This window comes from Membranihabitans marinus, from assembly GCF_021729155.1.
Lineage (GTDB): Bacteria > Bacteroidota > Bacteroidia > Chitinophagales > Saprospiraceae > Membranihabitans > Membranihabitans marinus.
In genome coordinates, this window is the sequence record NZ_JAJQYA010000012.1 from 1 (window position 1) to 25,424 (window position 25,424).

Here is a 25,424-nt window from a genome sequence, read left to right on the forward strand (position 1 = left end):
TCGTCCAGTCCACTGCTTAACTCTCTTTCCCGTTTACCTATTAGTTCTGGTTCAAAATCACCATTACGGTCTCTTGGGGTCTCTACATAGATATCCCCACTATTGGTTCTCACTTTCTTTAATGTTTTCCCATTTCGTTTATTCTTTCGTGATGATGCTCGCTCTTCGTTCATAAAGGAAGACATTTCTCCTTCTAATACTTGATTTACCATCGATTGTAACAATTCACTAAATGGGCTATCCTCTCCTAAGACTGGACGTTTGCTATATAAGTGATCTTTTAACCGGTCATACAATTCTTGACTTAGTATTTCCTTCTCGTTTTTCTTCTCTTTTTTCATAGTTTGCTAAGATAAGTAGACACACTTAATTGAACAGTCTCATACTGTCTAAAGGATTTGCTTCATTTCTATAAAATCTCCTAATGCATTCTAATGTTAAATCAAATCTATCACTGATTTTTTGATTAATGCCTCTAGCTTGATTGATGGTAAATCCATTTCTTCTATGTGCAGGGAATACAATATGTCCTCCAATTGTTCTGACTTTTTGTTGTAATCTTATTTTATCACCATCATTTAGCCAGCCATCTAGTCTCCCGTTATATTTTCCAACAAAATGAGGGCACATTCTATCGCTTGACAAATTATCCGTTAAGTTAGTTTCTAAGATTAATCTACCGTAACTTTTACGAGGGATCTTAAGTTGTAAAGTTTCTGTGTTAGGGAGTGTTTGATTCCATAAAATACTATGGAGGTTATATAGTTTTAGACTATCAACATCAGGATCTCCACATTTACTATCTAATCTATAATCATATTCTATATCTATCTCACTCATGTCTGGTAAGTGATTATTTTGTTGGGGTGTAAAGATTAATTGTACGATCAGCAAAATTACAGGAAACTAGTCACTCTACAAATTATTGGGATTTGTGATTTATTTTCTTTGCGTTGTCGTAAAAGCTCATTGTAGCCACAGGAAGGATGACTACAAGGAGGTTCAGCCTCACGGATGCACTTTTTAAATTGTTTTTAATCCTAACTCTTTCAAAAATTCGTTGTGTTTTTTCGTTTTATTTTCAATTCTTTCATTGATCGATGTCAATTTTTTATTTACTTCTTCTAAGTCAATTTGTACTTCAGGCTCTGCGGTACTTACATATCTTGTAATGTTCAGGTTATATCCATTCTTTTGAATCTCCTTTATTGAGACTTTACGAGAATAACGTTCGGTTTCTTTTCTGTACTTGTAGGTTTCTACTATTCTTGTAATGTTCTTTTTTGTCAAGGTGTTTTGTCGCTTACCTTTTGCGAAATGCTCACTGGCATTGATAAACAAGACATCGTCTTCTTTTTTACACTTTTTCAATACCAAAATACAAACGGGGATGCCTGTCGAATAGAAGAGGTTGGATGGCATTCCAATTACCGTATCTATATTGTTATCGTTTAATAACTTGGTGCGGATTCGTTCTTCTGCACCACTACGGAATAAAACGCCATGAGGCAATATAATGGCCATGGTTCCCTCTTTGCCCAAGTAATGAAAACCGTGTAAAAGAAATGCAAAATCAGCTGCTGATTTGGGCGCTAAGCCGTAACTTTTATATCGAAAATCTTCTGCCAAGGTGTCGTTCGGTTCCCAACGCAAACTGAAAGGTGGATTGGCGACTATGGCGTCAAACTCTGTTTTTTTGGACGGATTCATTTCATTCAAAATGTCCCACTGATTTTTGAGGGTGTCACCATGAAATATCTCGAATTCGGTATCTTTCATGCCGTGTAAGAGCATGTTCATTCTCGCCAAGTTGTAGGTGGTGATGTTGTTTTCTTGACCATAGATTTTACCAACTGTACCACCATTGTCTTTGATCCTCTTTCTCACATTCAACAATAGAGAGCCGGAACCGCAAGCAAAGTCCAATACTTTGTCCAATTTGGTTTTCTTGCCTGTGGAAGGATCTTGACTGTCTAAAGTTACAATCTCAGAAAGGATGGTTGAGATTTGCTGTGGGGTATAAAACTCGCCCGCTTTTTTGCCAGAACCTGCCGCAAACTGACCAATTAAATATTCATAGGCGTCTCCAAGCGTATCGGTATCGGTGGAAAAATCGGCTATGCCTTCTGCAATCTTTTGAATGATAGTGCAGAGTTTCTTATTTCTCTCGACCGGTGTTTTGCCGAGCTTTTCAGAATTTAAATTGATTTCGGAAAACAGCCCTTGAAAGGAGTTGTCAAAGGATTCATTTTCAATGTATCGGAACCCTTCTTCAAGGGTGACCAGCAATTCTTCATTTTGGGTGCGAGCTAGTTCTGAAATATTGCTCCATAGATGGTCTGGTTGGATGACGTAATGTACCTTTCTGCGCATTTGTTTTTCAAATTCCACTATATCCTCTTCATTGTCTATATACCAAACACCAAGTGGTGTACGACCATCCTCTTTTGCCAGTTTTGGATAATCAGAACCCAATTCCTTTTTCGCCGATTCTTCATAATTGTGCGATAGGTAACGTAAAAACAAAAACGATAGCATGTAATCACGGAAATCATCCGCATTCATGGCACCTCTTAAATCGTTTGCAATTCCCCAAAGGGTTTTCCCTAGTTGTTGTTGATTTTTTTGTGTCATTTTAACTCTACTCGTTAGGAATTATAAAATTAAATTTTACCATGATTCGGTTTAAAACCTCATTAAACATATCTAAATTGTCGGGTACCGGTTTGTCAAATTGTTGGCGATAAACATTTAAATGAGTGAGTGCATTTACTATGAATGCCACTCTATCTATATCGATTATTCCAATCTGTTCTAATACATAACTGAATTGGCCGACACCAAGGAAAGATGCAATATTCTCTAAGACTTGTCTTAGTAATGCAAAGTGATAATTAAATACTTCTGTTTCTTTTGCCTGATTAAGGATTTGTAATAATCTCAAATGATACAGAAAAACACCATTTTTAGCTTTTATCAACGACAAATCATTACTATTGCCTTCAAGAATAAACTCTTTGTATTTCTTGGAATTATCTCGATTTCTAAACTTGTGAGCATTTGAACCCTTACCAAGCATGTCAGATAATATCGTGAGAAAACCAAAGTGATGTGACGTGATAATAATTTTACGATTTTCAAATTCCCTTTCTAATAATTCATAAACTGTAAATACTGTAACATAGATATTATGGTCATCTAAACTTGAAACAGGGTCATCAATAAAGGTATGTTCACTTTGAGTGTCTGGCCAACCGTCAACTTCAAATAGTGCTAAAAAGAAACACCACACGAAAATTCTCTCTTCACCTCTTGATATTTTTATTGGAGTGTTCGAGTCATCATTCGCGTAGAATTGAACTGAATCGTAACCTTTTTCAGAATTTTGATTAGTATTAAAAAAGAAGTTATATTTCCTTCTATAAGGTAGAAGCTTCTTTTCCACATATTCTTCATTTATTAAATTGTGAAGAGAATTTAAATTACTGGGTCTAATGTCAAGTTTAATGTTTTGTTCACCATTGTCATTATCGTTATCCCACACAAACAAATCCTCACTGAAAGCGTTGTAATAAACACCAGTGTGTTCCCCATCCTCTGTTTTTTTTGTCAAGTTTTTATATTCAACAGAAAGTCTTGTTTTTCCTGTGGCATTGAATGCATAGATAAGAATAATATTCTCCTCCATATCTTTTAATTCTTGTGCTATATCGTTTAAAGATGCCATTTTTTAATTATCAATTTTTGGAAACATCCCCTACATTGAGACTTTTTTATGATGTTCTTTTTGTGTCATAGTATTCAATTATGAATTTTCAATTACGAATTACGAGATTTTATAGTTTTTTGAATAGAGCCAGGTATTTTACAAATTTCTTCGGCATTAGAAAGTAAACTATCTGCTTGATCTTGATTAAGAAAGTCTGTTGCTTTCAATAATTTGAGCCAAAATATGGTTCCTCTCGCTTCTTTATAAGCAATGCTGAGTTTGGATATAAAATCCTTTGTACTCTGGCCACCAATTGATTCTTCCACATTGACTCCAATGGATGTTCCACTTCTTAAAAGCTGCTTGGATAATACAAACTCCCTTTTCTCTGATATTAGATATTTATACAGATTTACAATTTTGATTGCAAACGAAAACGACTTCTCTTGTATGATATTACCTTTCTTCATTTCTAATTCGTAATAGATCTAGGAAATAAACCCTGCATCAAACCTTTTTTATGCTGTTGCAATTCTTCGATTTTCTCTGTTTGTGCGGTGATTAATTCATCTAATGCCGAAAGACAGGATGCGATTTTTTGTTGTTCTTCAATTTTAGGAGGGAATCCAATTTCAAAATCACGAATTTGCTTTGCACTTATATGAGGAATTCCTGAGCTAGTATTTACAACATCTACATATCTTCTGAATCTATACGAGACAAATTGTTGATAGAGATAGTTTACATCAGAATTGACAGCCTTTATTCTCGCTACTCGTTGAATTAGAATTGAGCCGGAATCTTCTTTGGAAATAAGAGCAACATTTTTTCCGACTTTAGAACCATCCATACCAATAACAATGTCATTTTCCTCCACTAAGTATTTTTTTAATTCAGATTTGTCACCCAAAAAGAATTTATCCATTTCGTCAGAATGACGAATAACACCTTCAGTAATATTTATTCCTCTAAGAATCGGTGTTCCTGATTTATCATCAGATAGTTCCTTACTTTTTAAAGCAATTCCAGAAATCAAATCAATATTTTCTTCAATACTCTTGATTTCCCACTCTCCATCACTTTCAAACTCTGGAAACCTCACCTTAGGCAGTGCTGAGCCTGTCGAAGCATCGCCTTCTTGTGGAAACAGGTTTTGCATCAAGCCTTTTTTGTGGTCTTTGAGGGCGTCCAGTTTATCGCTGTGGGCAGCTATTAACTCATCTAAAGAAGAAAGGCAAGAGGCTATTTTTTGTTGTTCTTGTTTTTTTGGATGAGGAATTAGAATGTCAGAAAACTGCTTATAGCTTATCATTTTCCCGTCTCGAATACCTTCTAAGTTTCTGTTCAAGTCCTGTATAAATAAAAAGGACTTGAAAAAATGGCGGTAAAAATTATTTGAATCATTCTGCTTCTTTCTTAAGATTATGTAAGCAGGACTGCACAGCCCTAAGTATTTAGAATATTCAATTCCTCCTTGAAATGACCTGAGACTAATTATGAAATCACCGACTTCAACTACCTTATAGCTTTCTACACTTTTATCTGATACTGATACGTTGTAGTTAATCAGTTCTCTTGGTACTGCACCTTGTTCTTGAGTAATAGCAAGAATGGGTAAATCTGAGTTATGATTCTTATTTGAGATAGTTTCAAATAACTCGTTACCATTCAAGTATTCCCAATCTCTCTCAATTTGAAACTCAGGAAATCTTAACTCTGGTATTAATTTCATCACTTTACTCATAAACTGCTATTTGTCGAACATGATTCATAAGATGTGCAGGATATACAAGATGAATATATCGTACTATTCTTAGGTATCTTTTTATCCTGTTCAGATTTTCTCTTTTCATGACTTTAATTTTTTATTGAAAACACGATGATTTTGCAGTCTTTTATCACCAAAATTGATTAAAAGCTCATCTGCAATATTGTTAACTTCACAGTAATTAATAGCTTGGGCTTTATGAACATCTTCTAGTTTTTCAATGGCTTTTATTTCTTCCATTACTTTTTCTTCCACAAAAAAGTCAACACGCCTTATACCAATATCTAAGCCATCATAAATAATGGTCATTTCCATTTCACGCTTAAAGGCCAATCTTTGCTTTTGCATTTCAATAGCTAAGGCTCGTTGATAGATTGCTTCTTGAAAACCATTACCCAAAACTCGATGTACCTGCATAGCACATCCAATTATTTTGTGTGTCAAATCATTTATATCTTCTTTCATATTCGTGTCCTTCTTGTAATCTATTTAATCGTGTTCAGACATCATACACTGCCAATCCACTAATTTCTCTGTCTTTGGCCAATTTTTTTAGTTGGGGAGCCAAATCTTTCATTAAGGCTATTTCCGCTTTGCTTCTTTGTTTCCAACCCAATTCCAAAGGTTCCATTAGATCGGTTAGTTTTTCTCCGTCAAAAATCATTCGGTTCATAATCTGCTCTACAAAGGTTTTCAAGGCTGCCGTTTGCAATCCGTGATCATTTGCAATTTCGGCCAGCTCTTGGTCGTATTTCTCTAATCGAAAGGTTTCATAGCCTTGGCGTAGTGCTTCTACATCTTTTCCACTTTCCCAGTCCAAACTGTTGATATAATCAGTCAAGTCTTCTTCTTCCTCCATTAGGTTGGAGTTTGACTTAAGCAAACTAATGACTTGAGACTTGGACATTTTTAGTTTAGAAGGTTTTTGGTGTGTGCTGTCGGCAATCAAGCTCATGATGTAGTCGTAGTCAATCACAGCAGAGGCAAAGAGTACAAATTCAAAATCCAATTGTTGGATGTCCTCAGATGTATCTTCGTCTTCTTTTTGCTGAACCTCTCGAAGTTGCTTGGCGGTTTCTAAATAGGAGCTTCTAAACTCTTGTAAGATGTTTTTTGGTAGAATCGCCTCAATCATTTCTTGCTGCTGTTCATCCAAATCGGTGTACTGGTCGAGTTGGGTTTTTAGTCGCTGAACTTCCTTAAAGTTTTTAACGAAAGCAATCTTCGCAGCATTACCACGCAGATTGTACACTTCTTGTGGTTCGTTCACCAAGTTGTGTGCTGCCATAAAATCGCCAATAACTTCAACAGCTTTTTGGTATTGATCAATCACCACAGGAGCTGGGTCTACAATCCATATTTCATTGGCTTTGCCTCCTTCTTCACCAGAGAAGAGGGTGATGGCTTGATTTACGGCCGCTTGCTGAGAACGAAAATCGAGTATGTTTCCGTAGGGTTTGGTATCGTTTAGTACCCGATTGGTACGAGAGAACGCCTGTATTAATCCATGGTATTTAAGGTTTTTATCCACATACAGGGTATTGAGGTATTTGGAATCAAAACCAGTGAGTAGCATATCGACCACTATGGTAATGTCAATCTTGTTTTTGTGTGGATAGTCTTTATTGGAAAATTTTTGGTCTTTGATGCGTCTTTGTACATCTTGGTAATAGATGTCAAAATTGTTGATGTCGTGATTGGTTCCGAACTGATTGTTATAATCGGCAATGATTTCAATCAAGGCTTGTTTCTTCTCTTCAGGATTTTGTTGGTTGTCTTCTTTTTCCTGAGCCAAATCTTCTTGAAGCTGTTTAATGTCAGCGGCATTTTTTTGACTTTGTTGGTCGCCATTTTGCGCAATCAGTTGAGCCGGTGGAGAAAACACGCAGGCGATATTCAATGGGACATAATTTTTATCTTCTGCTTTTTTTCGATCCTGAATGGTTTTGAAAAGTCGATAGTATTCAATGGCATTATTGATAGATGCAGTCGCTAATACAGCATTGAATTTTCGCTGATTGGTAGCTGCATTGTGTTTGTCGATAATGGCTTCTGCAATGGCTTGTTTGGCTTTTGCTTCTTCTGTAATAGCATTTACAGCACCTTCTCCATCTTCGACCTGGTCTGTACGGGCTTTAAAGTAATCGATATGGAATTTAAGTACGTTCTTATCATCGATGGCATGTGTGATGGTATAAGCGTGTAACTGCTTTTCAAAAATGGATTCTGTGGTCTTGTATGTTCCGTATTGGTCTTCTCTTATTTTATAAGTCGCATTTTCTTCAAAAATGGGTGTGCCAGTAAATCCAAACAGTTGAGCATTCGGGAAGAACTCTTTGATCGCTTTGTGATTATCTCCAAACTGTGAACGGTGGCACTCGTCAAAAATGAATACCATGCGTTTGTCGCTCAAAGGTTCTAATCGCTGTTTGTAGTTTCTCTTGTTGGAACCATCCAATGCAAGACCTAGTTTTTGGATCGTTGTGACAATCACTTTGTCTGCATAGTCGGTAGAGAGTAATCGTCTGACCAATGTTTCTGTATTGGTGTTTTCTTCAACACTACCCTCCTGAAATTTATTGAACTCTTCACGGGTTTGACGGTCTAGGTCTTTTCGATCAACTACAAATAAACACTTTTCAATATCTGCATTGTCCTTTAGAAGTGTAGAAGCTTTAAAGGAAGTCAAGGTTTTACCACTTCCTGTGGTGTGCCAGATGTAACCGTTACCACGGTTTTGTTGAATACAATCCACAATCGCCTTTACTGCATACACTTGGTAGGGGCGCATCACGAGTAATTTTTGTTCACTTTCCACCAACACCATGTACTTGCTAATCATTTCCCCAAGTGTGCACTTTGCAAGAAATTTTTCAGTAAAATCATTCAAATTGTTGATTTTCTTGTTGTTTACATCGGCTAATTCGTAGATAGGCAAGAATTGCTCGTCGGCATTGAATTGAAAGTGTTGATTTTTATTGTTTGAGAAATAGATGGTTCTGGATCCATTACTCACAATAAACAATTGCATATAACACATCAAGGTGTTCGTATAGCCATTGCCCGGATCATTTTTATAATCCACAATTTGCTGCATGGCTTTTCTATGCGATACATCTAACTTTTTCAATTCTATTTGCACCACTGGCAAACCATTGATAAGTAGAATGATATCATAACGCTGATGACTGTTTTCGGTATTGATGCGCAATTGACTGATGACTTCAAAGTCGTTTTTACACCAATCTTTGATGTTTACTAAAGTGTAATGAAGGGGTGTTCCATCTTCTCTTTGAAAATACTGTCTTTCACGTAATTTCTTAGAAGCATAAAATACATCAGGTTCTATAATTTCTTCTCGTAAGCGTAAAAATTCACTCTCAGATAATCGCACACGGTTGAGTGCTTCAAATTTAGATTTGAAGTTCTGCTCAAGAGATTTCCTGTCGACAATATTAGGCCGGTAGGTGTATTTTAGGCCTTTTAACTGCTCAATCAGATTTTCTTCTATTTGATATTCTTTAGTCATTCAAATCTTCTTTCAATAATTTTTTGGGATAAACATTTAATATTCGTGCAATGTCATAAAGAATTTCCTGACTTGATTGCTGTCTGTTTTCAATGTATGCGTTAACCCTGTTGTAACTCTTCCCGAGTTGTCCAGACAATCACTTTTGTTTAGTTCCCTTTTATGAAGAACTAGTTTTATTCGGTCCATTGCTATCTAATTATGGGTTCTAAAATACAATTATATCTCAAATAGTAAAATATAAACTGAGCAATAATGTGAAAGGAGCATGTATTGGCTTGTGCAGCTTGGCAATTGTGTAATTTGTACATTGGCAATTTTTTGGTTAATATTGAAAAATTAGTATTTGCTGTCTGTTGACGAGAGGAAGGGTTGATCGATATATGTTGGTTTATCAAACATAATTTTTTATGTAATCATAGAGGTCCAGATCCCTATTATTTCCTAAAAAAGGGTAGTATTCAATTTTTTCTAACCCGAGTGCCCAATCCCTTTCGAAGGTTTCTTCCTTTAAGGAAATTTCTAAAACTTCGGAATCTTTAAAATCGATTATATCTAATTTGATTATTTCTTTGGTCATATTGGACTTTCCTATTCCTGGTTCATGAAGATAATTCCATGAGAAGTTTACAAAAGTATACCAACCTAAAAAAGATGTAATCACATCTTTATTTTTATTTGGACTACAATTTACTGGTATAAATGGTCCTAAGAAAATACACTCTATTGGATTTTCTATTTCTCCAAATTGATAAGGTTTAATCTGAAGGACAATTTTTAAATCTTCACATGTGGGGTTCCCATTTAAAAAGTCAATTAGATTCTTTGAAGGTAAAAATCCTAGCTCTGCTATTCTGCATCCAATATGCTTTGCTATATAACGATGCACATTTCTTATTCCTTCTTCCCATTCATTACTAAATATTGACCTTAAAGAGATTTCTCCATCTTTAATTAGCTTGATTTGGTTATCGTAGTAGTATTCAATTAATTTTTGATAGGCTTTGTCAGCATTCTGGCTTTTTCTTCCATTACAATCTATACATAAACACCTTCGAAACTTGGCATGGGTTGAAGAAGAACTCTGCAAAAATTTTCCTTTTCTTTCAGTTCTAAATGCAATTTTACTTATCTTTTTATTAATTGTATAATCCTTACCATACAAAAGCTCAAGGTCTGTTTTTTTGTATTTATGCTCCCTAGATAAATTTCTAGAACCGCACCACCAACATTTAGTTTTGTCCTTATATTTCTTAAATAATTGCATTTTTCTTATACTTGATATCAATCGTACACGCTCATTGATCATATATCTATTCTTCGCCTAAGATAGTAAATCATCTATTTTTAGGATGGGAAATTCCGTTATATATTTATTTATGTTTGTATTAATATTGAAATTTTACTAAACATTAGTTTAATATACTTTATTTCTGTGTTATTTGCCGAGATATATGTTTCGAAGCTATAGTCTCAACAAAAGTGGATCAGTCTTTTTAAAAGACCAGCTTTAGTTTATTACATAATCGATGATTGAAATTGATTTTTTCTATGGATGCAACAACAAAAATGATGGACAGGGATAAGCCTTCGTGACTTGTGAGTAAAGAATAGAATGCATATGTTAATAAATTCTTTTAATTAAATGTCAAATTGAGATAAACGACTCGATAGACTTCCTTTACTCCCCCTCCATTTCTGCTATAAACCTGCAATCATTTACCCTATATTTGCCCAAGCCCGCAATGTTGAAAATAGGGGTATAAAACAACTGATTACATATGCCGATTAATAGAAACCAACAAATACGATTGCGAATTATAGATGAATGCCTATCTCATTTTACTAAATGGTATTCGGTTGACGATTTATTGAAAAAGGTGAACCATCATCTGACCCAAGAAATGGGCGTAGATCCAGTGTCTATTCGTACCATCTATACAGACTTGCAGCGACTCGCTGATGCCGATATGTTTAATGCCGATATCGAAAAGAGGACGGATTCGCGTAAAGTGTATTACCGATATCGCGACAAGAGTTTTTCAATTCGCAATGCGCCCATCACTCCACACCAAATCAATGAATTGCAACAAATATTGCAGTCTTTGGAACAAGTGTCTAATTTTCCCTTCGGCCAATGGCTGGATTCTATTCGGGAGTCTTCCGATCTTCATGTCTCATTGGACTATGGAGCCAAATCCCTGATAAGTTTAGAACACAATCCCGATTTAAAAGGTATGGATTTGTTTAGTGATATTTTTCGGGCAGTGATTAATAAACAAGTATTGTCCATTGATTTTAAAGACTTTTATAAACAAAAGCGAACTTATGTTTTTCACCCACATTATTTAAAACAATACAATTCGCGGTGGTTTCTCATTGGTAGGAACGAAGAAGAGCCTGACACGGTTTGGAATCTGGCCCTCGATCGCATCGAGTCGTTTTCCAATTTGGACAGGGAATTTATTCCTAGCGATATTGATTTTGACGATTATTTCTATGACGTCATTGGGGTTACCCATTTTAATGGATTTGAAAAGCAGAAGATATTACTTCGTTTTTCGGAAGAGAGTTTGCCCTACGTGTTGACCAAGCCCTTGCATCCCAGTCAAAAACAGAGAAATACAGATGATGGTATCCTCATCGAAATACAAGTGAAAATCAATTATGAATTGTTCAGTGTATTGAGAAGTTTTGGTAAAAATGTGGAGGTAGTCGAACCACCAGCAGTTAGACAAGCCTTCGCCGAAGAATTGAAGGCCGCCCTAAATCTTTATGAATCCGATAAAGGATGATGGTCCACACCATAAACATGATATCTCAATTCATCATATCTCAATCCATCATTTCTCAATATCTAATATCTCAATATCTTTCATCGCTGATATAAGGCAGTTTTTTCAGAGAGGAAATTTCAATGCTGGGAAAACCAAAATCCAATGATACCTTGCCGATGAGGAGGTAGAGTCCCTTGCCCTGTAGCGGATAGGCGGCATAGGCTGGGGGGAAATGAATGGTGTCGAAAAAATCACCCTTCTCATCGATCCAAGTGCCGAAACACATGTATTTTTTGTTGACCGTGATCACATTCTTTTTGCATACATAGTAGCCTACGATTTGCACCTGCCGACCCTCTAATCTATGAAGTTGGGCGGCCGTGGCCGAGGAAGATATTTTTTCAGCCAAAAGATCAAAAGGGGAGCAGAGAGGAAAGCCGAGTAACTCGATTTCGTCGAAGGCCTGTTCGTGAGGTATGGCTTCAAAAGCCGGTAAGGTAAAAGACTCCGATTGAGGTTGAAACAGTTTGGGGCAATAAGTGGAATCTGCAGACTGGGCATTGTATCCATTTTTTTCCCACATCAATTCGTATTTACTCATGCCGGTAAACTGAAAAGCACCGATGCGGATGAGAATATCAAGTTGAATCTTGGGGATAAACAGACGCTCCAGAAAATTGGCGAAACTTTTAAAAAGGCCGTTTTTGCTGCGCTCCGCTAAAATGTCTTCAATGACGCGACTCTCCAATTCTCGAATATGGATAAATCCCAAATAGATGTCCTTGCCGTAGATATGGGTGAGATGGCGGCTGTGGTTGATACAGGGCGGATGGATGTGGCCGCCTTGCATGCGGGCCTCATGGACATAGAGTTCGGTATTGTAGAAACCGCCAAAGTTGTTGATGACGGCTACCATAAATTCTAAAGGATAATAGGTCTTTAGGTATAAACTTTGAAATGATTCAACGGCAAAAGAAGCCGAGTGCGCTTTGCAAAACGAGTATCCACTAAAACTTTCTACCTGTCGCCATACTTCATTGGTCAAGCTGTCGGGATATCCTCTTTCCTTGCAGTTGTTGAAAAACTTGTCTCGCAATTGGTAAAAAGTATCTGAACTCTTCTTTTTCCCAGTCATGATTCGACGCAGGACGTCGCTTTCGTCGAGGCCTAGACCGGCAAAATGGTGTACTATTTTCATGACGTCTTCTTGGTAGACCATGACGCCAAAGGTCTCTCCTAAGTGTTTTTCAAATATGGGGTGGAGGTATTGGATGTTTTTGGGACGGTGAAATCGCATAATATATTCTCTCATCATACCGCTTTGAGCTACTCCGGGGCGAATAATTGAACTGGCCGCTACGAGATGTACGTAATTGTCGCATTTGAGTTTGGTTAACAGTCCGCGCATGGCCGGTGATTCGATGTAAAAACAGCCGATACATTTGCCCGCCCGCAGTTGGTTTTTAACCTTTACATCGTTTTTTATTTTGGTGATTTGGTGTACATCGACCATTTCATTGCGATTTTGATGGATGAGGTCTACGGCGTCTTTGATATGACCGAGTCCGCGTTGGCTCAGTACATCGTATTTGTGAAAGCCCATATCTTCGGCCGCATACATATCGAACTGTACAATGGGAAATCCCTTGGGCATCATCTGCAAGGCGGTGTGGTGAAAGAGGGATTGTTCACTAATGAGGATGCCCCCAGCGTGGATACCGAGATAATTGGGCAGGCCTTCTATTTTTTTTCCATAATGCAATATGTGTTTGGCATAAGCGTGGTGATGTTTGGCTTGTGGGTATCTCACCATTTCATCGATATCGGCTTTGGGGAGGCCGAACACTTTGCCGAGTTCTCTGATGACGGACTTCCGTTTAAAGGTATTATAAGTGGCCAATAGCGCGGTTTTCTCTCTGCCGTATCGCTTGATAATATAGTCGGTGATGTCGTCGCGCTGATCCCAGCTAAAGTCGATGTCAAAATCCGGTGGTGAGCTGCGATGGGGATTGATAAAGCGTTCAAAGTAGAGGTCTAGCTCTAGAGGATCGACATCGGTTATGCGGATGCAATAAGCCACAATGGAATTGGCTCCACTTCCCCGACCTACGTGGTAGTAGCCCATGTTTTGGGCATAGCGCACAATATCCCAAGTGATGAGGAAATAGGTGGCAAAACCCAAGGTGTCGATGACGGATAGTTCTTTTTGGATGCGTTCTTGAGCCGCTTTGTTGTTGCCATATCTGCGTCGGCAGCCTTCTATGGCCAGTTTGGTCAATAATTTAAAATCTTCTTCGCGGGATTCGGTGAAAAAATGTCGGTTTACCTGACTTCCCGTTGTGATTTCGATATGGCATTGGTCGAGGAGGTGATCGGTGTTGTCCAATATGCGAGGATACATGGCGTAGCTCTTTCGCAGATTTTCTGGATGATGAAAATAGGCCGATTCATGAGCGTGGGGATAATCCTTTAGCCGACCAATAATGATGTTTTCGTCTATGCAGCGCAAGAGTTTGTGGACGCGGTAACCCTCTTTTTCTTGAAAGGTGACGGTAGATAGAGCAACGAGTTTGTCTAGATGTCGGCCTAGAGATGAAGAATACAATTTGCCTGCTTCATGAGGGCGAATGCCAAACCATTCATTTGTAGAGAATTCTGTAATGGGTTTAGGTAGAGAGCGATAGATGACGGCTGCGTTTTTCCAGGCAGGGGCAATGCGCGGTATGTCGCTGTTTTGGGTTAGGTGTTGGGTCAATAAGGTCGTCAGTTCGGTAAATCCGGCTATGTTTTGGGCGATGCCTATGTATCGGAATTCGTTGTTTTGCCGAAATTCAATGCCGATAACGGGTTGAATATTTGCTTTTTTGCAAGCTTGGTAAAATTCAAATATGCCTGAGGTGTTGTTGATGTCGGTAAGGACTAGACGTCGAATGCCTAGGGATTGGGCGATGTCTACCAATGCCTTGGGGGATAGAGTGCCGTATCGCAGGCTGTAATATGAGTGACAGTTTAAATACATTTGTCGAATTATACGACAAAGTTATTTAATTGTGTCGAAATAATCGACAAAACAATGTTGAATTTATAGGACGATACCGATGATATGAAAAGATTTGTTGAAATAGGAATTTTATCTGACCACCATTGGCAAAAACTTCAGTAAAGGGTGGCAAAATTTATAATTAAATGGAATTTATTTTCTATTTTTTAAGAAAATATCTGTATAGTCTGGGTTGAAACTAGTCTATATTGAAATTTAAGTCGTATATTATGAAGGATAATTCATTTTGCATGGACTAAGTAAAATGGTATCGGTAAGATGGAAACGGAAACGGTAAGAAAAGGATTAAAATTTGCTTTAGTAGGATTCCTAGTGTTTGAGATATTAGCCTATTTCTCGGGATGTGATTATTACAATAGTCTTTATTCGGGAATAATTCATTTTTCGGTTTCATTGATATTGTGGATAGTGGGAGGAATAGTCCTGTCCTTTTGGATCGATAGTAGAAATAAATAATACGAATTACATTTATAATTAACGGTAATCTTTCGATTTATTAGAAGTTTTACTACGTTTAAAATACTCGCCGTAGCTACGGCTATGCCTGTGTTTTTAGCCTCGTCAAACTTCAAATATTCTCGAAATCTTTTCCGTCATTATAAAATGTAATTCGTATAATACCCAGAAGTAGAGCTGTCTTTATCTCTACGCCATCTTTATTAACCCTATTTCGCATTATGGGAAGTAATCCTAAATGCATTTATAATTGTTGCCTATATTAACTTCTCTACATCGAAAACAAAATATCGGTCAAACGATAGATGTCAGATCTGGTATTGTATAAATGAGGGGAAACCCTAATGCACTGCCCTCGGTAGGAGACATGAATCTTGGCCGATTGACATTGACGCTTAATATCCTCGAGTACGGCTTCGTCCCGTACATGAATACCAATCATGTGGTTGGCCCGCCATTTTTCATCGTTTTCGATCCAATATTTACCATTGTCCAGCAACCCTTTGATTAAAGGCTCCATTAAATAGCTGCAATATTCCTGAACCCGTTCTGGCGTCCATTCGATGACTCTTTCCAGCCCTTTGTCCAACATGGGGACGGTCACAAAATTGCTGTATTCCCCTACATTGTATTTTTGAGCCTTGGGGCGATATCGCTCTTCATAATCCGTGAGGGCGGAGAAGTCGGAACTGTTTTGCCGATTGATCCAATTGTCTTCAATCGGAATCCCTTGGTCAAATACCGGCCCAAAATATCCTACTCCAATACCGTAAGGCCCCATTAGCCACTTGTATCCGGCGCATAGGACGGCATCGGCTTCGATAGCTTCAATATCAAAAGGCAGGGCACCAATCGACTGGGTACCGTCGATGATTAGTAAAGTATTGTGTTCTTTACAGGCCTCAGATATGGCTTTTAAATCATATAAACTCCCATCGGTCCACAGCAAGGTGCCAATACAGACTGCTGCGGTATGTGGACGAATAGCTTCAATGATATCCCTGCTCAATCTCGCCGCTCTGTCCTTGTACAAACTCGGCAAATTAATCGTCTTGACCTCAAATGAATACCGTTGATTTTGAATGGGGAATACCGCCGATGGAAACTGGTCTTTTACCACGATAATTTCATGGCCATAGGATTCATCGATATTGGCTATGACATTGGCCAATCCGTATGAAACCGAAGGAATAATGGCTATTCGCTCAGGATCGTTGTTGTTGATGATGGTCGAAAAATTTTTCCTAATCAAATCTGCCGGCTCAAAGAAATGTTGACCAGTGATCTGTCCGGGTTGACTTTTTAGGCGGACGCCATTTACACCGGCTTCCTCTACCTCGATGGCCAGCGGTGTCATATAGGCCGCATTTAAATAGGTTTCGTCCTTGGGTAATTGAAATAAATGTTGTTGTGAGCTAATCATATGGAGCAGTCGTGGTTTATTGAGCGGCAAGAAGTACGGAATTCCATACTCGCCACACATTTTTATAACATATTTTTTCTAAATCTTTCTTCGAATATCCCCGATGCAGTAATTCTGCCAATAAGTTGGGATAATCGGCTACGTCTTTGAGCCCAGTAGGGAGGGAATCACCTACGCCGTCATAATCGGAGCCCAGGCCTACATGATCAATGCCGGCAATGGCTACGACGTGGTCGATGTGGTCGGCTACCTTTTCTACGGTTGCAAAAAGAGGGTAGGGGTAATTGTTTTTAAAGTCCAATTCCCTGTCTTTGGCTTCTGAACTATTGGCCTCTATATTGTGATCTTTGAGGTATTGATTCCAATCACTGCCGTATTGTTCTCTGGATTTACTTACATCGCTGTCTATAAAGGTAGAACCAAAATTGATCTGAATGACTCCTCCATTGTCTTTCATGGCTCTAATCATGTCATCACTCATGTTTCGCTCAAATCCCGGCGTATATATTCTGCAGGATGAATGCGATGCAATCACTGGTGTTCGAGTGGTTCGAAGCACTTGATAAAACGAACTATCAGATATATGAGATACATCAATCATCATTCCTACATCGTTCATCCGTTTGACCACCTCATAACCAAATGGACTCAATCCATTCCACTTGCGTTCGGGGTCGTAGGAAGAATCACAGATCTGATTATACTTGCCATGACTAAGGGTAATGTATCGAATCCCTCTATCAAAAAAATAATTGATTAAGTCGAGATCTTCACCAATAGGGGCGCCGTTTTCCATGCCCAAAGGCAGGGAGATCAACCCCTTTGCCGTATTCTCTTCAATGGCCATAGGCGATAGACCTCGGGCAAAATTCTGAGGATGGGCATCGATAATGCCATTGATCATATCGATTAAGGAGTCGGCTAAAACCTTCCCACCATCGGTGTCCTGGTAGCTAGACGGAATAAAGATGCTCATAAAAGGAGCATCTAGTCCACCTTTCTTGGCCCGTACATAATCGAAATCCCCATCGGCAGATTCAATTGGAATCCCTAAATACTGCCGATTTAATTGAAAATTTTTAACCCTCAATCGGTAAGGCAGATCGATATGTCCATCTGTAATCAAGGTCTTATTCGCAATCCGCTGAGCCTTCTTCGTCAAATGCTGAGAAGAATGACAAGCCGTGAAAACCGACATTGTCAAGGTTGCCAATAGTATTTTATAAATCAATCGATACATAATCCTATCTTTTAAGTTGATTCAAGATACTATTTTCAACTTAATTACAAAATACAGACCTTAATTACAAAGCCTTTATTTTACCACAAAATTGATCATTCGCTTAGGTACTACTATGACTTTTATTAAATTTTTGCCTTCCAACCATTTTTGAATTTCCTGGTTTTCTTGGGCTAATTTCTCTAAATCACTCTTTGATGTGTTGGCAGGGAAAACCGCTGAAGCCCTTTTCTTGCCATTGATACAAAGTGGGTATTCGATTTCGTCGTCGACCAAGTATTTGGCTTCAAAATGTGGAATCTGCTGTTGATGTACACTGGCTTCATTGCCCAACATTTCCCATAATTCTTCTGCTACAAATACTGCGAAAGGAGCGACCAATCTCGTCAAAGGATCTAAAATCTCTCTTTTGTTGCAATTGGCTTTTTTCAATTCATTGACACAGACCATCATGGCACTAATACAGGTGTTGAATGAAAACCGCTCAGAATCTTCACGTACCTTTTTTATCGCTGCATGCAGAATTTTTAATTCTTCTTTGGTCGCCGCTTCATCGCTGATATTAACCTGATCATCGTCTTGAACAAACAAAGACCAGAGCTTGCGAATAAATTTAAAGACTCCTTCTATGCCATTGGTATCCCATGGTTTGTCTTGTTCAATGGGGCCCAAAAACATTTCATATATTCTGAAACAATCGGCACCATAGCGGTCTACAATATCATCGGGATTGATCACATTGTATTTGGATTTAGACATTTTACCTTGTTCGGAAACCGTTACAAATTTAAATTCATTGGTTTGTCCGTTGGATAAATTGCCGCCTTGGAAGACGCCGGTCGAGGTGTGGAACTCTGCATTTTTGTATTCTTTCGCCCAGTCGATAAATTTTTGGATGCCTTCCAAATCTAAATGACTATCCGGATGACCGTAATTGGATACATAATCGATGTGAACGGGAATTTTGGCGTAGCGATCCATCTGAGATTCTTCGACGATGTCGGCCGAATAGAAACATTTTTTGTCCTTGGATGATTTATCCAAATAAATGGATTCAATAATTCCTTGAATCTTACCCTGATTGATGAGTTTTTTAAACGGCTCAGTCGTATTCACATATCCGGTGTCAAATAAAAATTTATGCCAAAACCGAGCATACATTAAATGAGCTACTGCGTGTTCTGCACCACCGACATAGAGATCTACATTCTGCCAATAATCAATACTTTCCTTGCTCGCAAATGCCTCTTTGTTTTGAGGATCCATATATCGCAAATAATACCAACTCGAACCGGCCACTGCTGGCATGGTGTCGGTTTCGCGAAGGTGTTCCCCGTCGATGTTGACCCAGTCCTCGATAAGAGACAATGGGGATTTGCCATCACCTCCCGGTTTGAAATTTTCTGTGTCGGGCAATGTGACGGGCAATTCATCTGCCGGAATCATAGAAGGAATTCCTTCTTTGTTGTATTTGATAGGGAAGGGCTCTCCCCAATATCGTTGTCTGCTAAAATTGGCATCTCGAAGACGGTAGTTAATCTGCAATTGACCTATGCCTTTTTCTTCTATTTTTTCTGTCGCCAATTGAATGGCATCGGCCACTTCGAGACCGTTTAAAAAATCGGAGTTGATGATTACCCCAATTTTGTCGTCTAAAGTAGCTCCTGGATATTTGGATTTGTCGACTACATCGATAATGGGAATATTGAATTTGTTGGCAAAACTCATATCTCGCTCATCGTCGCTCGGTACGGCCATGATGGCACCAGTTCCATAATCGATCAACACGTATTCACTAATGTAAATAGGCACCTTGGCTCCGGTGAAGGGATGAATGGCATATGCGCCGGTAAAGGCACCGGTAACTTTTTTCTCCGCCATACGCTCTATATCGGACCGACTGTTTACATAGTCTATATAATCTTTGATTTCAGTTTCCTGACCTGCAGTAGTAATTTGATTGACCAAAGGATGTTCTGGAGCGATTACCATAAAAGTAACTCCGAAGATGGTATCCGGTCGGGTAGTGTATACCTCCAATGACTCGGAATGGTTGTCTAATTCAAAAAATACCGAAGCACCAGTCGATCTTCCAATCCAATTGCGCTGCATGGTTTTCAATGGATCTGGCCAGTCGATATCATCCAATTCCTGTAACATTCTTTCGGCATAGGCCGTAGAACGCAAGTACCACTGTGTCATCGCTTTTTTGACGACGGGATAACCACCTCTTTCCGAGACCCCATCTTTGATTTGATCATTGGCGAGTACGGTTCCCAATTCTTCACACCAATTGACATAACCTGTTTTCTGGTAGGCCAGTCTGTAATTCATCAGACAATCGGACTTCTCTTTGTCCGAGTATTGCTTCCATTCCTCTGCGGTAAATTCTACAGCTTCTCCCTGAAATGGTTGAATGCCTTCACTGCCTTTGGATTCAAAGTGGTTGACTAGATGATCGATAGGCATAGCGCGTTGCGCCGAAATATCGTAGTAATGTGAAAACAATAGAGTAAATATCCATTGCGTCCATTTGTAATATTCGGGATTGGAAGTGCTGACTTCTCTAGACCAGTCAAAAGAAAATCCCAAGTTGGACAATTGCTCTTTGTAGCGAATGATGTTTTGTTCAGTACTCACTGCTGGATGAATCCCTGTTTGCAATGCGTATTGTTCCGCAGGCAATCCAAATGAATCGAACCCAATAGGGTGAAGTACATTGTAGCCAGACATTCTCTTCTGCCGTGCATAGATGTCAGAGGCAATATATCCCAATGGATGTCCTACGTGTAATCCTGCTCCTGAGGGATAGGGGAACATATCTAAGACATAATATTTGGGTTTGTCGGAGTCGTTACTCACTTTGTATATCTCATTGTCTACCCAAAATTTTTTCCATTTCTGCTCAACTTGACGCGTATCTAGCTTCATTTCCTTTTTTTTGACTGATTTTTTAGATCAATTATCGAATTAATTTGCAAAAATATACGTATTCATTTGCATGGACTAGTTTATCTTATAATTTTTACAATTAATTTTATGTTCTATTTTATACCAATAAATTTTAAGTGATGCGTACATTGATAAAATTAGTACTTATAGTGGTGGTTGTGTTGGTTGGGTATAATTATTTCTATGGCACTTCAGAAGAAAAATCCGAGTCCCAAGAAATAGTAGACAAAGTCAAGGATCTCGGCAAGAGTATCGGTAGCCTCTTAAAAAATGAAAAAAATAAATTTGATGAGGGGAAGTTTGATAATTTGTTTGAAAATTTAGGCAATGTTTTCAAAAATATAGAAGACAAAATCGATGGTCAAGACGGCAAATCCAAAGGCGTTCTGGAAGATTTAAAACAAAAAAAGAACGACCTCGAGGATAAATGGAACAAAAGAAATCGCGATTCTATTTCCAATAAAGACGCCGAAGAATTTGAATCGGAAATGAAGGATCTCTATCAGCAAATGGAGGATCTTCTGAAAGATATAGATCAATAATGCCATATACCTCTAGTATAACCCATAGTGGGACTGACTTGATGAGGGCAGAGATAATTCAAGATTTGTATCCTGTATATATTATTGTTTATGTATATTTGTTACCTTTGCGTAATCAGTAATTTGAAATAATGTTATGGCCACAAGTAAATTTAAACCACAGCCTAATTATTGGTTGTCCAACGTCAGTGTAACACTGTTGTTGTTTCTCGCCGGTCTCTTGGCGCTATCTTGGTTGCACTCTCGAGAACTGATTGAGTATCTCAAAGAAAATGTCAATTTAACGGTAGAGTTAGATCGGGAAACAGGAGAAAAAGAAGTGCAATCTATTGTAGCCAAAATTCAAAAAGTGGAAGGCCTCAAAGAAGGTTCTGTCAAATTGATAACCAAAGAAGAGGGTTTTGAAAACATTAAATCGGATTTCGGTGATGACTTCCTAGATGAGAGCTTCCCCAATCCCCTCAGCGATATGGTCATCATGAACTTGCAGGCCTCTTTTGTGGACAAGGACAAGGTCGATGAGATAAAAAAAGAAATAAATGGCATTAGCAGTAAAATCACTCAAGTCTATTTTCAAGATCAACTCTTCGATTCAGCCATCAAAAATATGAATATGGTCAATTGGGCATTGACGGTTTTCGGTCTGTTGATCTTGCTCATTGCCGTGTTTTTGATTCACAATACGATAAAATTGGCTTTGTATTCCAATCGATTTTTGGTTAAGACCATGGAATTGGTCGGCGCCAAATGGAGTTTTATATTGCGTCCCTTCGTAGGCAAAAGTCTTGTTTATGGACTCATCTGCGGAATAGTGGCAGTGTTGATGATTGTCCTGTTGGGCTTTGTCGTTTACAAATATTACCCTTCGATAGAGACCATATTCAATTTTCAGTCTACCTTACTCATTATCGTTGGCGTCCTCTTGTTGGGATTGTTGCTCCAAGGGCTGAGTACAGCATTCGTAGTCAATAAATATCTGCGAAAAAATATGAATGATTTGTTTTAGAGAGTTCAATTTGCCCTAATTTTGATAGGTTTTTATCATTTTCGTGGGCTTGAAAACACTGTGGTGAGATATCATTTTAAGCACTTATAGCGTTTATTTATTAAAATAAATGATTTTACCTTTGCCTCATCCTTTATTTTATGGATAGTTTTTAGTTATTTTAGGCATAAATTTTAACTTTGTAAAAAAAATATATGACCAGTCAGGCCAATAAAAAAGTCATTAAGAAAAAAGCAGTTAAAGCTCGCAAAGCGCCAGTTAGAACAGTTGAGACCAAGTCTAAAAATTCTTTTACTCAATACGAAGACTTTATTTTTACAAAGCAGCAGTATATCTACTCAGGTATCGGAATGATTGCCATTATTTTGGGAATGATATTGATGAGTGGTGGTCATATGCCTGATGACAATACTTGGGATCCCAATATTATCTATTCATTCACTCGAATCACCCTAGCACCTATTTTTATCTTGGCTGGCCTTGTATTGCAGGTTTTTGCCATTTTCAAGAAGTAATAGAAAGAATCGATGAATGATTTTTTGCAAAAAATCATCCTTGGTATTATTCAAGGATTGACGGAGTTTTTGCCCGTCAGCAGTAGTGGTCATTTGGAGATCGCTAAGATGATGATCGGTGATGATGTAGCTGGTCATGAAAGTTTGTTGACCACAGTGGTATTGCATTTTGCAACGGCCATGGCCACAATGGTTGTTTTTAGAGATGATATTATTGATATTCTAAAGACCCTAAAACAAAAAGCCTCTCAAAAATTTGTAATAGCTATAGTTTTAAGTATGATTCCCGCAGCTGCAGTTGGAGTTTTATTGCAAGATCAGATAGATGCCTTGTTCTCTGGGAACTTATGGTTGGTCGGGATTTGTTTATTGGTTACCGCAGGTTTATTGTTGATTGCAGACCGAGCCAAAGATAGTCAGCACGAAGTAAATTATTTCAGAGCCATCATTATCGGAATTTCTCAGGCCATTGCTATTTTGCCTGGAATATCTCGTTCAGGGGCAACTATATCAACCAGCGTGATTTTGGGAATAGACAGATCTAAAGCTGCTCGTTTTTCTTTCTTGATGGTGGTGCCATTGATTTTTGGAAAAATGGCCAAGGATCTTTTGGAAGCCGATATGGTCTTGCATACTACCTCATGGACTGCCCTTGGTTTGGGATTTGCTGCAGCTTTTATTACTGGAGTATTTGCCTGTAAATGGATGATCGCTTTGGTCAAAAACAGTAAATTGTATTATTTTTCCATATACTGTGGATTGGTGGGTGCAGTAGCATTATTGTATTATTTTTTAGGATAAAAACTCCAGAGGATGGTAAGTTTAGAAGAATTGCGAACGGAGGGTACAGTTATTTTAATGGATAAGCCATATGAGTGGACATCTTTCGATGTAGTGGCCAAGTTGCGCAATCTCTGTAAGAAAAGATTAAATCAAAAGAAATATAAAGTAGGTCATGCCGGCACATTGGATCCTTTAGCCACTGGATTGCTTATTATATGTACAGGTAAAAAAACCAAAACCATTCAGGAGTATCAAGATATGCCCAAGGAGTATACGGGGAGTTTTACCCTAGGGGCGACCAGACCTAGTTTTGATATGGAAACAGAAATCGATCAAACTTTTGCCGTTGATCATATTACCCCCGAAGCTATGACTGAGGCTGCATTAAAATTGACAGGAGAAATAGAGCAAAATGTCCCTATTTATTCGGCTGTTAAAGTCGATGGTCAGCGAATGTACACCTTAGCTAGGAAGGGTGAAGATGTTAAAATAAAGTCAAGATTGGTCATGATTCATAACTTTGACATCGATATTAGTCGTTTCCCTATTGTAGATTTTAGAATTGCATGTAGTAAGGGTACTTATATTCGTGCCATGGCCGATGATTTTGGTAAATTGCTCGGCAGTGGAGCGTATTTGTCGGCGTTAAGAAGAACAAAAATTGGTAATTTTGATGTTCAAGATGCAAAAACCATCGATGCTATCGTTGAAGAGTTCAATGAATTGTAAACAGATTAAAAATTATATCAAATATGGGGATTGAAGTACACCAAATTTCGAAAACCTTCGGAAGTCAAAAGGCAGTACATCAATTGTCATTTTCAGCTAATAAGGGGGAAGTACTTGGATTTCTGGGTCCCAATGGAGCGGGTAAGACCACTTCGCTGCGCATGATAGCTGGACATTTGATGCCAGATGAAGGTCGGATTACATACAACGATGTAGATATCAATCAACATCCACTTCAAGCCAAACAATGGTTGGGGTATTTGCCGGAAAACAATCCACTTTACATGACGATGTACGTAAAAGAGATTCTGGGCTTTTATGCGGGCTTGCATAAATTGCCCAATCCGACACAAAGAATTAATCACGTCATCGACCGGGTGGGCTTGCGAAAGGAGAGCAATAAGTTGGTGCAACAGTTGTCTAAAGGGTATAAACAGCGAGTAGGTATTGCCATAGCGATATTGCACGATCCCGAAATCGTATTGTTGGATGAACCTATTTCTGGGCTAGATCCCAACCAATTGTCAGATATTAGACAACTGATCAGAGATTTAGCCGTTGATAAAACCGTGATTTACAGTTCTCATATTTTATCTGAAGTAGAAATGACTTGTGACAAGGTGTTGATTATCAACGATGGTCAACTTAAAGCTATACACTCCATTCAAGAAGTTAAAAAATGGAGACAGAAGAAGCAAGTAATCTATGCTACCTTTGACACCAAGAGTGAATTACATTCTTTAAAAGATCTGCCTCATGTAGAATCTTGTCGTTCATTGGGCAACGGTCAATATCGGATAGAGGTGGCTCAAGGACAAGATGTAAGGAAGGCTCTCTACCTGTGGACGGTGGACAAAGGAGTGATATTATTGGAATCCAAGGTCGAAGAATCATCGATGGAATCGGTTTTTAAAGCCCTTACAAAATAGGTTTG

21 protein-coding genes are annotated in these 25,424 nt (G+C 38.3%); 8 read left to right on the plus strand and 13 right to left on the minus strand.

Annotation, left to right across the window (positions count from 1 at the left end):
* The 9 genes from LVD51_RS09345 to LVD51_RS09385 all read right to left on the minus strand — a co-directional run.
* Positions 1 to 341 (minus strand): transposase (locus tag LVD51_RS09345; RefSeq protein WP_236970960.1); only part of this gene is annotated, 341 nt, incomplete at its 3' end.
* 25 nt (positions 342 to 366) lie between these two features.
* The gene (locus tag LVD51_RS09350; RefSeq protein ID WP_236970961.1) at positions 367 to 840 is read right to left on the minus strand and encodes a DUF6994 family protein; all 474 of its coding nucleotides are present in this window, start codon (positions 838 to 840) and stop codon (positions 367 to 369) included.
* 183 nt (positions 841 to 1,023) lie between these two features.
* Positions 1,024 to 2,634, minus strand: a complete 1,611-nt coding sequence (locus tag LVD51_RS09355; RefSeq protein WP_236970962.1) for a type I restriction-modification system subunit M — start codon at positions 2,632 to 2,634, stop codon at positions 1,024 to 1,026.
* A 7-nt stretch (positions 2,635 to 2,641) separates the two neighbouring features.
* On the minus strand, positions 2,642 to 3,727 hold the full coding sequence (locus tag LVD51_RS09360) for an ATP-binding protein (RefSeq protein ID WP_236970963.1): 1,086 nt from the start codon (positions 3,725 to 3,727) through the stop codon (positions 2,642 to 2,644).
* A 92-nt stretch (positions 3,728 to 3,819) separates the two neighbouring features.
* Entirely contained in the window at positions 3,820 to 4,179 is a 360-nt protein-coding gene (locus LVD51_RS09365; protein ID WP_236970964.1) for a four helix bundle protein, read from the minus strand.
* A 2-nt stretch (positions 4,180 to 4,181) separates the two neighbouring features.
* Positions 4,182 to 5,453, minus strand: coding sequence for a restriction endonuclease subunit S (locus tag LVD51_RS09370; RefSeq protein ID WP_236970965.1), 1,272 nt, complete (start codon positions 5,451 to 5,453; stop codon positions 4,182 to 4,184).
* Positions 5,454 to 5,558: 105 nt separating this feature from the next.
* The gene (locus tag LVD51_RS09375; protein WP_236970966.1) at positions 5,559 to 5,942 is read right to left on the minus strand and encodes a GxxExxY protein; all 384 of its coding nucleotides are present in this window, start codon (positions 5,940 to 5,942) and stop codon (positions 5,559 to 5,561) included.
* A 34-nt stretch (positions 5,943 to 5,976) separates the two neighbouring features.
* Entirely contained in the window at positions 5,977 to 9,006 is a 3,030-nt protein-coding gene (locus tag LVD51_RS09380; protein ID WP_236970967.1) for a type I restriction endonuclease subunit R, read from the minus strand.
* Positions 9,007 to 9,400: 394 nt separating this feature from the next.
* Positions 9,401 to 10,273 (minus strand): hypothetical protein, encoded by an 873-nt coding sequence (locus LVD51_RS09385; RefSeq protein ID WP_236970968.1) that lies wholly within the window; start codon positions 10,271 to 10,273, stop codon positions 9,401 to 9,403.
* 514 nt (positions 10,274 to 10,787) lie between these two features.
* On the opposite strand from LVD51_RS09385, the gene LVD51_RS09390 reads away from it, so the two are divergent.
* A complete protein-coding gene (locus tag LVD51_RS09390) occupies positions 10,788 to 11,801 on the plus strand; it encodes a helix-turn-helix transcriptional regulator (protein ID WP_236970969.1) in 1,014 nt (337 codons plus the stop codon).
* A gap of 70 nt (positions 11,802 to 11,871) precedes the next feature.
* On the opposite strand, the gene LVD51_RS09395 is transcribed toward LVD51_RS09390, so the two are convergent.
* Entirely contained in the window at positions 11,872 to 14,802 is a 2,931-nt protein-coding gene (locus tag LVD51_RS09395; protein WP_236970970.1) for a DNA polymerase III subunit alpha, read from the minus strand.
* Between the two features lie 300 nt (positions 14,803 to 15,102).
* Between LVD51_RS09395 and LVD51_RS09400 the strand changes: the two genes are divergently transcribed.
* Positions 15,103 to 15,300 (plus strand): hypothetical protein, encoded by a 198-nt coding sequence (locus LVD51_RS09400; protein WP_236970971.1) that lies wholly within the window; start codon positions 15,103 to 15,105, stop codon positions 15,298 to 15,300.
* 271 nt (positions 15,301 to 15,571) lie between these two features.
* Here the strand turns inward: LVD51_RS09400 and LVD51_RS09405 are convergent, their stop codons facing one another.
* From LVD51_RS09405 to leuS, 3 genes are all read right to left on the minus strand, one after another.
* Positions 15,572 to 16,723 carry an aminotransferase class V-fold PLP-dependent enzyme gene (locus tag LVD51_RS09405; RefSeq protein WP_236970972.1) on the minus strand — a complete coding sequence of 384 codons (1,152 nt, stop codon included), beginning with the start codon at positions 16,721 to 16,723 and terminating at the stop codon, positions 15,572 to 15,574.
* Between the two features lie 16 nt (positions 16,724 to 16,739).
* Complete coding sequence (locus LVD51_RS09410) at positions 16,740 to 17,963, minus strand: dipeptidase (protein ID WP_236970973.1); 1,224 nt, start codon at positions 17,961 to 17,963, stop codon at positions 16,740 to 16,742.
* 75 nt (positions 17,964 to 18,038) lie between these two features.
* On the minus strand, positions 18,039 to 20,894 hold the full coding sequence (gene leuS, locus LVD51_RS09415; RefSeq protein ID WP_236970974.1) for a leucine--tRNA ligase: 2,856 nt from the start codon (positions 20,892 to 20,894) through the stop codon (positions 18,039 to 18,041).
* A 140-nt stretch (positions 20,895 to 21,034) separates the two neighbouring features.
* Here leuS and LVD51_RS09420 point away from each other — a divergent pair, with 140 nt between their 5' ends.
* The 6 genes from LVD51_RS09420 to LVD51_RS09445 all read left to right on the plus strand — a co-directional run bounded on the left by LVD51_RS09420 (position 21,035) and on the right by LVD51_RS09445 (position 25,419).
* Positions 21,035 to 21,457 (plus strand): hypothetical protein, encoded by a 423-nt coding sequence (locus LVD51_RS09420; RefSeq protein ID WP_236970975.1) that lies wholly within the window; start codon positions 21,035 to 21,037, stop codon positions 21,455 to 21,457.
* A gap of 136 nt (positions 21,458 to 21,593) precedes the next feature.
* Positions 21,594 to 22,463, plus strand: a complete 870-nt coding sequence (locus tag LVD51_RS09425) for a cell division protein FtsX (protein WP_236970976.1) — start codon at positions 21,594 to 21,596, stop codon at positions 22,461 to 22,463.
* Between the two features lie 194 nt (positions 22,464 to 22,657).
* On the plus strand, positions 22,658 to 22,978 hold the full coding sequence (locus LVD51_RS09430; RefSeq protein ID WP_236970977.1) for a DUF3098 domain-containing protein: 321 nt from the start codon (positions 22,658 to 22,660) through the stop codon (positions 22,976 to 22,978).
* Between the two features lie 12 nt (positions 22,979 to 22,990).
* A complete protein-coding gene (locus tag LVD51_RS09435) occupies positions 22,991 to 23,779 on the plus strand; it encodes an undecaprenyl-diphosphate phosphatase (RefSeq protein ID WP_236970978.1) in 789 nt (262 codons plus the stop codon).
* A gap of 12 nt (positions 23,780 to 23,791) precedes the next feature.
* The gene (gene truB, locus LVD51_RS09440; RefSeq protein ID WP_236970979.1) at positions 23,792 to 24,490 is read left to right on the plus strand and encodes a tRNA pseudouridine(55) synthase TruB; all 699 of its coding nucleotides are present in this window, start codon (positions 23,792 to 23,794) and stop codon (positions 24,488 to 24,490) included.
* A 23-nt stretch (positions 24,491 to 24,513) separates the two neighbouring features.
* Positions 24,514 to 25,419 carry an ATP-binding cassette domain-containing protein gene (locus LVD51_RS09445; RefSeq protein ID WP_236970980.1) on the plus strand — a complete coding sequence of 302 codons (906 nt, stop codon included), beginning with the start codon at positions 24,514 to 24,516 and terminating at the stop codon, positions 25,417 to 25,419.
* The last annotated feature ends 5 nt before the right edge of the window (positions 25,420 to 25,424 follow it).